The 12512-nt window shown below is 37.4% G+C and carries 7 protein-coding genes and 1 pseudogene; 7 read left to right on the top strand and 1 reads right to left on the bottom strand.

Annotated elements, in window-relative coordinates:
* The 5 genes and pseudogenes from Q0543_RS11055 to Q0543_RS11035 form a co-directional block, all read left to right on the top strand.
* On the top strand, window positions 1-1200 hold a 1200-nt coding region (locus tag Q0543_RS11055; protein WP_299252716.1), incomplete at its 5' end, for a T9SS type A sorting domain-containing protein.
* A gap of 271 nt (window positions 1201-1471) precedes the next feature.
* Window positions 1472-2020 carry a DUF6702 family protein gene (locus tag Q0543_RS11050; protein WP_299252713.1) on the top strand — a complete coding sequence of 183 codons (549 nt, stop codon included), beginning with the start codon at window positions 1472-1474 and terminating at the stop codon, window positions 2018-2020.
* Window positions 2021-2226: 206 nt separating this feature from the next.
* Complete coding sequence (locus tag Q0543_RS11045; RefSeq protein ID WP_299252710.1) at window positions 2227-7209, top strand: glycoside hydrolase family 43 C-terminal domain-containing protein; 4983 nt, start codon at window positions 2227-2229, stop codon at window positions 7207-7209.
* A 299-nt stretch (window positions 7210-7508) separates the two neighbouring features.
* Window positions 7509-10139, top strand: coding sequence for a GDSL-type esterase/lipase family protein (locus Q0543_RS11040; protein WP_299252708.1), 2631 nt, complete (start codon window positions 7509-7511; stop codon window positions 10137-10139).
* Window positions 10140-11000: pseudogene (locus Q0543_RS11035) on the top strand (pectate lyase); the annotation flags it as partial. It lies immediately after the preceding gene.
* On the opposite strand, the gene Q0543_RS11030 reads toward Q0543_RS11035, so the two are convergent.
* Window positions 10925-11104 (bottom strand): hypothetical protein, encoded by a 180-nt coding sequence (locus Q0543_RS11030; protein ID WP_299252706.1) that lies wholly within the window; start codon window positions 11102-11104, stop codon window positions 10925-10927. The pseudogene Q0543_RS11035 and the gene Q0543_RS11030 overlap by 76 nt on opposite strands.
* On the opposite strand from Q0543_RS11030, the gene Q0543_RS11025 reads away from it, so the two are divergent.
* Together Q0543_RS11025 and Q0543_RS11020 are read left to right on the top strand one after the other, a co-directional pair.
* Window positions 11088-11591: a T9SS type A sorting domain-containing protein gene (locus Q0543_RS11025; RefSeq protein WP_299252704.1), complete on the top strand. Its 504-nt coding sequence runs from the start codon at window positions 11088-11090 to the stop codon at window positions 11589-11591. The two genes, Q0543_RS11030 and Q0543_RS11025, sit on opposite strands and share 17 nt — an antisense overlap.
* Window positions 11592-11645: 54 nt before the next feature.
* Window positions 11646-12212: a HupE/UreJ family protein gene (locus Q0543_RS11020; protein WP_299252702.1), complete on the top strand. Its 567-nt coding sequence runs from the start codon at window positions 11646-11648 to the stop codon at window positions 12210-12212.
* The last annotated feature ends 300 nt before the right edge of the window (window positions 12213-12512 follow it).

The following is a 12512-nucleotide window of genomic DNA, read 5'->3' as shown; positions in this document are numbered from 1 at the left end:
GGTTCGGTACTATTAACAGCAAGTGCTGGCTCGTCGCACAAATGGTTTAACGGTACAAATCAGGTTGCGACTACGGCTAGCTATATAGCGAACACGGCTGGGTCATATACAGTAGAAGTAACAAACGCAGCGGGTTGCAAAGCTACTTCAGCTAGCACTCAAATAACATTAGCAGCTACGCCAACGGCAACGATCACTTCGCCTAACACGGAATTCTGTGCAGGCGGTTCGGTACTATTAACAGCAAGTGCTGGCTCGTCGCACAAATGGTTTAACGGTATAAATCAAGTTGCTACAACAGCCAGCTATACAGCGAACACGGCTGGTGCATATACAGTAGAAGTAACAAACGCCAATGGATGTAAAGGTACTTCAGCGACTACTCAAATAACGACATCTAACGGAACTGTTTGGTATGCCGATACTGACAAGGACGGCAAAGGTGATCCTGCTGTTTCTAAATCTGCATGTACGCAACCAACAGGATATGTTTCTGTAGCTGGTGATGCTTGCCCGACTGATCCAAACAAAACTGTTGCTGGCGCATGTGGATGTGGCAATCTAGAAACAGATACAGACAACGATGGTACACCTGACTGTACAGATAGTGACGATGATAACGATGGCATTCCTGATACAATCGATTGTGCTCCACTAGATCCAAATCCAGGTGCAACAACCATTTGGTATTTAGATTCAGATGGTGATGGCGCAGGTGATGCTTCTGCTTCTCAAACTGCTTGCACTAAACCTTCGGGGTATGTTGCAACTGCGAACGATGCTTGTCCGACCGATCCAAACAAAATCAACGCGGGTAATTGTGGTTGTAACAAAAATGAAACTGAATGTCTGGATTGTGCTGGCATACCAAACGGAACTGCAGAAATCGACAACTGTAACATCTGTACGGGTGGCACAACTAAAAAAACAGCTTGTGTATCTACAGCAACCATTAATGGTTCTTTATATAATATAAAAGTTACGCCGCAGCCTTTTGATGTGAACACTACTATTTCATTGGAAAATTATGGTAACATACAATCCATAACAATCATCAGTGCAAACGGTGCATTCGCTGAAACAGTCAACGGATTAAATACAAATGAAGTAGCAATCGGTGAATCGCTGGCGGCTGGATTGTACTCCGTCATTATTCAAACTGAAACAGGTGTATATACAACCAAGATTGTAAAAAAATAAATTGAATAAAGCATTTTTTAAAAGGCTTTGTCTATAAAACATACCATACGTTTTACAGACAAAGCCTTTAATTATTTAGGGCCACACTACACGTAACCTTTCAACTAAAATACAAAAAACACAAACAAATAAGTATCATACAACTAAAAAAAAACAAAAGAACCGTTACTTTTTTAGTATTTTTTTGTCTTTAAATTAGACAAAACAAACATTCAACGTATGTTACAATTATTAAAGAATTTCTCTTCCAATAATTCATAAGCAGTTTAAGATGATCCGTCATATTGTATACTCATTTATATTCATTTTCTGTGTAGGAAGTATTTCTGCACATGAGATCGACAATATTTCATTAACAGAAATCGTAAAAGAAAATAATGAGATACATGTTAAAATGAAAATATCAACTGAATATCTAACACATACTACACTAGCAATGAATCCGGAATTGGGGTTCAATGATTATGTAAAAAAACCTTTTGATTCAAATATAATCGTACCCGTAAAAAAATATGCTAACAACAGTTTTTCGATCGCTATTAATAAAGATCAATTAATACCTTATTTGTTCGCCATGGAATGGTTAAAAAATACGATTTTTTCACATAATGCGATGATTGTACGCACAATAAAATATAAGTTAATAGATAATAATCCTATTCAGTATATAACAATTAAAAATGCATTAATCCTGCGTACACTTCCAGACCAAAAGAATATTGTCAATGTTTCTACAGCAGAAAATGAACACACAAAAGGTACGTACACAACTAAGGACTTAAAAAATAATACCATTTTTAAAGTCCTTTCTATAAAATAAACAACGGTGAATTTTATAGAAAGGACTTTATTTATACATAACAATTCGAATCTGAAACAACAAATGCATTAAGAAGAATAAAAAATAAAATAGAATTACATTTTAAAAAATCTATTGTATTAAAAATTAACACAATAGATTCAAAATCAAAAAAGACCGTATTGTTTTTTATTCTTCTTATGAGACACTTTATAAACAACTCACAAATGACAAAAAAAGTCATATATATACTATTAGGTATTTGTCTATATATAACACAGTCCGTTGAAGGGGCTACAGTTCCTGTACATGATCCATCGATAACAATTGCATATAAAGATGCAAGCGGAAACACTTATCCAACAAACGACGCCGGCGCTACACGCACGAAATATTATTATGTTTTTGGAACACAACTCGGTGCAGCCTATTCAACGGATATGATCAACTGGACGGCCTTCACTCCTACGTTTTCTATCAATGGTGTAGCAACAACCAACTATTACAATTTGATTAAAAGTGAAGCTGATTATGCAGGACTTACAACTTCAAAGGATGTGCTTGGAAATCTTTGGGCTCCCGATATTATCTACAACAAAGCATTAGGTAAATGGACCCTTTATTTTTCTTTATCTGGAAATGCATTTAAATCATCCATCATTATGTTTACTTCAAGTAAAATTGAAGGAAATTATGAACGCGTTGGGGTTGTTGCCTATGGTGGCTTCACCAATAGTACTACAAGTGTTGGTCGTGCAGATTATGCAAAAGTAACAGGCACATCCAACGTTGACACTAGGTATTTAGATAATGCTGGAGCATGGGATAACACGTATGCAGTAAGCTCTATTGATCCAGCAGTTTCTTATGATCAATCAGGAAAACTTTGGATGAGCTATGGCTCATGGTCGGGAGGGATTTTCTTGTTAAAATTAAGCGAACAAACAGGGCTTCGAGATTATTCATACGATTATGGATTTGGCACTGCGCCCGTTTGGAATGGTGCCCGTTTGCGTTATGACCCATACATGGGCATTCATATAGCGGGCGGTTATTATGTATCTGGCGAAGGATCATATATTCGCTACATAAAAGATGCGAATGGCACTGGTTATTATTATATGTTTATATCCATGGGCTTCTATTCACCAGATGGTGGTTACACCATGCGCGTATTTCGCGCAAGTACTATCGGCGGGGAATATACAGACGTAACTGGTGATAATGCTGTTTTTTCAAAATATGTATTGAACTATGGAAACAATACGCAGTACGGAATGCCCATTATGCAAAATTATAAGTACAACTGGTGGAGTATGGCAGATGTGGCTCAAGGCCATAACTCTGTATTGACAGATGAAGACGGTTCAGCATATTTAGTATATCACACAAAATTTGACAATGGTACTGCTTGGCACAATGTAGAAGTGCACCAATTATTTTTCAATAAAAACGGATGGCCATTGGCTGCGCCATTTGAGTATCGAAAAAACTTTGGCTTATCAAAGTTGGAACATAGCAAAGTAGAAATTGCCGGACGCTATAATATAATCACCCACAATACAGTTGACTATGCAAATTTAAAATCGAATGTAGAAGCAGAAATGTACGTAAATGCAGACGGTACATTAACCGGTGCGTATACAGGAACATGGGCTTATAGTTTTTCTGCCGGCAAACAATATCTTACACTCACCACCAATGCGGGTACATTTGAAGCAGCAGTATGCGAACAACTCATGGACGGTATTTCTACAAAGACAATTGCATTCACAGGAATGAATTCCGCAAATGAAAAATGTCTTTGGGGATATAAAAGAACAAACACTGCTACAATCAACACAACCAATTATGGCAACCAAGCACTTTTAATTGGCAATCAACAATATTCATTGTCGTATGGCGACTATGCAAATTTCAATAAGCAAACAGTAAGTGGTGATTTTGAAATAGAATATACATTTAACAACAATACCTTAGCTGCAGAAAACTGGCACAACTGGGCGCTTGCTATCAGAACACCTGCAGAGACCTGGTATTTGAGAGCAGATGCATTTTCTGTTGGAACATTCACAGGCACTACGGTAGATCATGCATATACCTGGGACTGGGCACAATTCAAAGAGGTATACAAAAATAAAAAGGTAACACTAAAGGTATCCAGAATAGGCACGAGTATAAACATTTTTGCTTATGCAAATGATGTACTCGTTTATACCTGCACGTCAAAAAACTCTCCAACAAGTCAAGTAGATGTATATTTAGGAGGTGAAAGCTGTTATCTGGATGTAAAGAAAATTTCCGTAGCAACAATTGGTGCACGTGAAGTTGTTGGTACAACAAATGAAGATGGTACATATACCGTTCCGTTCAATTCTAACCTAGGTAAAACAACTACTGTAAGCGGCAATTTTGATTTAAGATATAATTTCAATAATTATCATAACCCCAAAAGTGTAAATGATTGGGATAATTATATTCTTCGTGTACTTTCTGGAAACAACACCATGCTCATACGTTCCGACGGAGTTGCCTTGACACCATTAGGAAATTTAACATTTAGTAATGATTACACCACAAATACTTTTCTTTCAATAATTTCTGGTGCTAATATTGATTGCCAAATCACCCGAATAGGCTCTACCATAACCTATAAGATAGTCATATTTGCAAGAGATGGAAAAACATATAATTACAAAGTTGTACAAACAAATGCACCAACGACAAATCTATCTATTGGTTTTACGGGAGAGCAGAGTATGCAAGATTTTTTTATTGTTGAAAAATCTACTACAATTGCCCCCCTACCCATTATTGCAAAAAAATACATTTACAATTACGACAACAGTGGAAATTATGCATGGAGCAATACCAACAGCTGGACTCCCAAAGCCATACCAACAACAATTGATACCGTAATCATTCGTACGGGTGAAGTACAGATTGGAAATTTAAATCATACTGCCCCCTTGTATGTAGAATCAAATGGAATCATACGACTTATTGACACATCATTGGTTGATAATATGCATCTGCAAGGTGGAACATTAAAAGCCTATACTAGTGCAGCAGGAATGATGCTCACATCAAACATTACCGTTGAACAACCATCTACAATTATGGCAGGATCTATTGCAGCTACTGTATTTACATTAAATGGAACCATCACTGGAAATGCAAACCTTACTAAAACAAGTGTAGGTAATCTGCGCATCAACAGTACTGCAAGTGGTTTTAAAGGAAACTGGATTGTTACAGATGGCAAATTACAATTACGTTCAGCTAGCGGTTTGGGTATCTGTGGTGTGAAAGTAGAAGGCACAGCAAGGCTTGATATTGAAGTAGCAGGTGCAAGCGTTTATTCATTAGTGGTTGCAAATACAGCCGGTGTTGATTTAGATCAAAACTTAAATGTAAACGTTGCCGTATTCGGTCCTGACAATAAACTTACAGGAACGTATACCAATGCAAACATGCCTGCATATATAGCAAGTACTGGATCTTTAAATGTATCTAACAGCTTAATAAGTTTGAGCGGTTCAACAGCATTGTGTACTGGTAACAGTTTAACATTAACCTCCTCTTCAGGTGCAAGTTATATTTGGAAAAACAATACGACACAAGTAGGTATAGTTGCAACCTACACAACATCAACAACAGGCAACTACACTGTAAACGCAATAAATGCTGTAGGATGTAAAGTAACATCAGCTCCGGTTGAAACAACAATGAGTGTTGATCCGACGGCAAGCATAATAGCACCTGCTACTTCTTTCTGTGCAGGTGAATCAGTTATACTTACAGCAAGTACTGGTTCTGCATATAAATGGTTTAATGGAACAACTCAAGTTGGAACCTCTGCAACCTATACCGCTAAAACGGCAGGTGAATATACGGTAGAAGTTACAAATGCAACAGGCTGTAAAGCTACTTCAACTACAACACAAATATCTGCAAATGCACTACCTATTATAACGCCCTATATTCAAGTTAATGCAGACACATGGAACAGTATTACAACTGTTGCTACTTGTCAAGGAAGTACAATAAATTTAGGCCCGCAACCAAGCAGTGCTAAAGGATGGGTTTGGACAGGACCGAACAATTTCACTTCCGTACTGCGTAACCCTGTACTTACAAATATACTTGTTGACAATTCGGGAAACTATACAACTACCTATACTGATGCAAATGGATGTAAAGCAACGAGCACTTTTACCATTCAAGTTTCGGCATTACCAACGGCAACTATCACTTCACCTAATACTGCGTTCTGTGCGGGTGGTTCAGTAATATTAACTGCAAGCACAGCAAATACGTACAAATGGTTTAAAAGTACAAGTCCTGTAGGAACAGCGTCAACATTAAATGTTACGGATGCTGGTGCGTATACCGTTGAAGTAACAAATATCACTGGCTGTAAAGCAGTATCAACTCCAACGCAAATAAATAGAACGACTACTGCTACTCCAACCATATCCGCTGCTTCTACTTCTATATGTGCAGGCAATACCCTAGTATTAACATCAAGCACAGCTAATACATACAAATGGTTTAAAGGCACTATTCCTGTAGGAACAATGTCAACATTAAACGTTACGGATGCAGGTACTTATACCGTTGAAGTGACAAATACCAATGGCTGTGAAGCAGTATCAACTCCAACGCAAATCAGTGTTTCCAATACCATAACATGGTATGCAGATACAGACAATGATGGTAAAGGAGATGCAAATGCAATGCTCCTTTCTTGTACGCAACCTCAAGGATATGTTTCTATAGCAGGCGATGCTTGTCCAGTTGATGCAAATAAAACAACAAATGGAAATTGTGGTTGCGGAAACACCGAAGCATCTTGCTTGGATTGTGCAGGAATTCCAAATGGAACAGCTGTATACGATAACTGTAACATCTGTGTAGAAGGAACAACAGGCAATACAGCCTGCATTTCTACTGCTACGGTTAACGGTACAAATGCAAAAATCAGCGTAATACCACAACCGTTTGATGCAAACACAACCATTTCAATTGATAATTTAGGATTGATACAATCATTCACTATTATCAGTGCATCAGGTGCACTTGTTGAAACTAGACAAGGATTAAACACAGAAAAAATCACACTTGGGGAAGAACTTGCTTCAGGACTTTACACTGTTATTATCACTACCGAAAATGACATATACACAACCAAGATTGTAAAAAAATAAAAATCTCTCTAAAATCTATCGTCGATAAAATGTTCAAGCCATTTTATCGACGATAGATTAATTATTAACTGGCAGCGTCAAAACGCACGAATTCAATCATTAAAAATATTTTTTAGATAATTATATCCCAATACTGGTTACTTTTGGCGGACTTTTTAGTCTTTAAACTAGACGAAACTAATTTCATTACCTAAATAGCAATTATGAAAGAATTTTCCATTCTCTCGCACTGTAAAAGCATTATTTTCAATTTGCTTATTTCAATCATTCATTTAAGTTCTGCACTACGATTAAATCTTATGTCTAAGTTGAAATATATTTTCATAGGTATTTTTTGCTTATTCCTTTTTAATGCAAAAGCAAACAATTGGTCTCATAGAGAAAAGGATCCAACACATGAAATTAAAATTAAATCACATAGCTTATTTGCTTCAGAAGGAACTAAATATCAATGGTATCTGAATAATATAAAAATTAATGACGCAACATCTCAAGAACTGGAAATAACAAGTCCTGGAATTTACAAACTTGAAATGACGAATTTTGATGGCGATGTAATTGAAAAACAAACCATCATTGGATTAACAAATTCCGGAGCAATTATACGTGTATTTACAATTGGAGATTCAACCGTACAGGATTATGCATCGGGTTATTATCCTAGAAAAGGATGGGGACAAGTACTTCCCATATTTTTTAATGCTGCAAGTGTAACCGTATTAAACAGGGCTGTTGGAGGAACAAGTTCAAAAAGTTTTTACAATTCATTTTGGCCCGCTGTACGAGATGAATTACAAGCAGGAGATTTTGTATTTATACAATTTGGTATCAATGATCGAAACAATGCAGACCCTGCACGATACACGCCAATAGGTGGCGAATTTGAAGGTTATCTTACCAAATATGTGAATGAAACAAAAGCTAAAGGTGCCTTCCCTGTATTGGTTGCAACACTCAGAAGAAATGCATGGAATACCGATGGAACGGTTTACGATGCGTATCACGACCATCCCGTGGCGACAAGAACAACAGCAAAAAATTTAGGTGTACCATTAATTGATTTAGATGCGAAAGCAAAAGTATTATTAGAATCTGTTGGAGAAACCTATGCAACCAGACTTTTATATAATAATTATGAAATAGGAGAATATCCAAATTATAAAAATGGGAATGCCGATAATGTTCATTTTCAAGAAATGGGTGCAATAGAAATGGCTAAATTGGTTGCGCAAGGAATTAGAGATTTGAGTGCAGACCCCAATGTTAAAAAGCTTATTCCTTTTTTAAAACCAGAATACCAAATAGCGGTTGCAGTAAATCCTGTGGGTGCAGATATTGTTACCACCCACACCACAAGCTATCCACAAGGCTTAACTATCACCCTTAAAACAATACCAAAGACAGCAAACACTTTTCAAAATTGGAACAATGCTGCTGGTGGACAACTATCCACAGCGGTTCTTACAACAGTAACATCGGGAACTTCTGCCACATCTTATACTGCCATGTACAAAGGAGCAACCGCTTGTGTTGCATCGATTACGACAACCACTCCGACTACATTCTGTGCAGGAGGTTCGATTGAATTAACAGCAAATCCAGGCTCTTCTTATAAATGGTTTAGCGGCACAACGCAAGTTGGAACAGCTTCAACTTACAAGGCAACAACGGCAGGTTCATACACTGTTGAAGTAATAAATTCGGCAGGTTGCAAAGCAACTTCTCTTGCTAAAGCACTTACCGTAAATCCCCTACCCCTTATTACTCAATATGCAAAAATTGATGCGGGTACATGGTTAACAACTGCAACTGCTTCCGTTTGTGAAGCAAGCACCGTTAATTTAGGTCCGCAGCCCAACATTGCTGCAGGATGGAGCTGGACAGGTCCGAATAATTTCACATCTACCCTACGTAATCCTGTACTAACAACTATTACAACAGCCAACGCGGGAACCTATACATCAACCTATACCGATGCAAACGGATGTAAAGCAACAAGTAGCTTTGTTTTACAAGTACCCAAACCAACAGCTGCGATCACCTCTGCTTCTGGAACCCTTATTCCGTATACAGGTTCTATTCTTCTAAATGCTTCCACCGGAACCGGATATACCTATCAATGGAAAAAGGATGATATTGCTATCAGTGGAGCTACAGCATCTTCCTATACTGCCAACTCCGCTGGTTCGTATACGGTAACGATTTCTGCAATGTGTTCTCTAACATCACCAGCAATTATACTCACAGCTGCGGCGGCTCCAAAAAAATATATTTACACATACGACAACAGTGGTAATATTGCATGGACAAACACAAACAGCTGGACTCCCAAAGCTGTACCAACGGCTATTGATACGGTAATCATTCGTACAGGTGAAGTTCAAATAAATGCGCTTACGCATGCGGCTCCTGTATATGTAGAAACAAATGGCATACTGAGATTGGTAACTGCAAATTCAACAGTCAATAAAATAAACATGCAGGGAGGAACACTGAAAGTTTTCACGAGTTCGCCTGAACTTGCACTCACTTCCGACATTACTGTAGAACAACCATCAACCATTATGGCGGGATCTGTTCCTGCTACCGTATTTACGCTCAATGGTACCATCACAGGAAATGCAACTCTTACAAAAACAAGTGTTGGTATTTTACGCATCAACAGTACAGCAACCAGTTTCAAAGGAAATTGGATTGTAACAGAAGGCAAACTACAAGTACGATCTGCTACAGGATTGGGGGTATGCGGAGTACAGATTCTGAATGAAGCAAGACTCGATATTGAAGTAGCTGGTGCAAGTATTTATTCGTTGATGCTTGCGAATACTGCTGGCGTTGATCTGGATCAAAATTTAAATGTAAACGTTGCTGTATTCGGCACGGAAAACATTCTTAGTGGTGCTTTCAAAAATGCAAACTACCCAACCTAAATAGGTAGTACAGGCACTCTTAATGTTTCAAATAGTTTAGTAAGCTTAAGCGGGGCTACAACTTTTTGTCCGGGTAATAATTTAACATTAACTTCTAGTTCCGGTGCTAGTTATATTTGGAAAAACAATGCGACACAAGTTGGTACTTCTGCAATATATACAACTTCCACTACAGGAAGCTACATCGTAGATGCAACATCAGTTATTGGATGTAAAGTAACATCTGCTCCTGTAATTACAATACTTACTGCTGCGCCTACTATTACGATTACTGCTCCGACTACTTCCTTCTGTACTGGTGGTTCAGCTGTATTAACTTCAAGTTTAGGCTCTACTTACAAATGGTTTAAAGGTACAACACCTGTAGGAACAGCCTCCACATTAAGTGTTACAGATGCAGGTACATATACCGTTGAAGTAACAAATAACAATGGGTGCAAAGCTGTATCTGCGACAACACAAATAAATGTAACGACGGCTACTACTCCGACCATCACCACAACTTCTACTTCTATCTGTACTGGTGGTTCAGTTGTATTAAATTCAAGTTTAGGCTCTACTTACAAATGGTTTAAAGGTACAACACCTGTAGGAACGGCCTCAACTTTAACTGTTACAGATGCAGGTGCATATACCGTTGAAGCAACAAATAACAATGGATGCAAAGCTGTATCTGCGACAACACAAATAAATGTAACGGCGGCTGCTACTCCAACCATCACCACACCTACTACTTCTATCTGTGTTGGAAATACAGTTGTATTAACCTCAAGTTCAAGCTCTACTTACAAATGGTTTAAAGGTACAACACCTGTAGGAACAGCCTCCACATTAAGTGTTACAGATGCAGGTACATATACCGTTGAAGTAACAAATAACAATGGGTGCAAAGCTGTATCAACTGCAACGCAAATCAGTGTTACCAATACCATTGCATGGTATGCAGATATGGATAACGATGGCAAAGGAGATACAAATGCAATGCTACTTTCTTGCACGCAACCTCAAGGATATGTTTCAACAGCTGGAGATACCTGCCCAACTGATGCTAACAAAGGTGAACCTGGAAATTGCGGTTGTGGAAACACCGAAGCTTCTTGTTTAGATTGCGCAAACATTCCAAATGGAACGGCCTTCTTTGATAATTGCAGTATCTGTGTAGGTGGAACAACTGGCAATACAGCATGTGTATCAACAGCAACGGTGAATGGTACAAGTGCAGATATTAAAGTAATACCACAACCATTTGATGTAAATACAAGTATACGTTTAGAAAACCTAGGAAACATTCAATCCATAACAATATTCAATGCTTCGGTTGCATTGGTTCAAACATTCAACAACCTGGATACACAGGAAATAACCTTAGGTGAAAACTTAGCTTCTGGATTGTATTCCGTTATCATTCAAACAGAAAATGGAATAGTGGTAACTAAAATCATAAAAAAATAAAATACCATTCTATTTCCGATATTGTATAAAATATAAAACAGCAATTAAAATCAGATGCAGGAATTTACAACATATTTACTCTTAGGCTTTGAACATATTTCGGACATAAAAGGATTCGATCACATTCTTTTTATTTTGACTCTTTGTTGTATCTATTCAATATCAGAATGGAAAAGAGTTCTCGTTTTAATAACTGCTTTCACAATTGGTCACTCCATTACGCTCTTGCTGTCTGCTTTAAAAATAATTGTATTTAGTCCTTACCTCATTGAAATATTAATACCTGTAACTATTCTTATCACAAGTATTTCCAACTTAATTTATACACCTACAAAAAATCAGCAACTACTTCATTATTTATTGGCACTATTTTTTGGTTGCATACATGGCATGGGATTTTCCAATTTCTTTTCTGCAATTTCTATGAATGACACTATTTTAATAGAATTAGCAAGCTTCAACATAGGTTTAGAGATTGGACAAATTTGCATCGTGTTGGTGTTTTTTATGAGCTATGCGCTACTTAATAATTGGAAGACTATTGAACAAAACAATTGGAAAATTTTCTTTTCAGGAGCTGGTGCATCTGCAGCTATTATTTTATTAATTGAGCGCATTTGAAATAGTTAATCCAATACCATCATTTATATCCAATTTTTAAAAGCCATTCAATATTTTATACACCTGACAGAAATTGACATTTCTACCTCTATTGTATAAAATATGAATAGAGAATTCCCCATCAAGCTCCACTAATAATTTTTTAAAAAAATAGCTAATGATAATGATTTGAATAGCATATACTCCAAACTACATCCAGTAGGAGTTTAGGCTTCAAACCAGCCAGTAGGGAAACCTCCTGTCCTTGTTGAAAAGCATGTGGCCACCCTCTCCCTCAGTCCATGTGATTTTGTTCTTGCC

The sequence above is a fragment of the uncultured Cytophaga sp. genome (assembly GCF_937863595.1).
Classification (GTDB): Bacteria; Bacteroidota; Bacteroidia; order Cytophagales; family Cytophagaceae; genus Cytophaga.
Note: the sequence above shows the minus strand (reverse complement) of the source record. Positions and strands in the feature narration are given on the sequence as shown.

Excerpts from the sequence above, each read along its gene's own strand:
- Q0543_RS11050 (WP_299252713.1), top strand. The coding sequence starts at position 1,472 with ATGATCCGTCATATTGTATACTCATTTATATTCATTTTCTGTGTAGGA.
- Q0543_RS11045 (WP_299252710.1), top strand. The coding sequence starts at position 2,227 with ATGACAAAAAAAGTCATATATATACTATTAGGTATTTGTCTATATATA.
- Q0543_RS11040 (WP_299252708.1), top strand. The coding sequence starts at position 7,509 with ATGTCTAAGTTGAAATATATTTTCATAGGTATTTTTTGCTTATTCCTT.
- Q0543_RS11025 (WP_299252704.1), top strand. The coding sequence starts at position 11,088 with ATGGATAACGATGGCAAAGGAGATACAAATGCAATGCTACTTTCTTGC.
- Q0543_RS11020 (WP_299252702.1), top strand. The coding sequence starts at position 11,646 with ATGCAGGAATTTACAACATATTTACTCTTAGGCTTTGAACATATTTCG.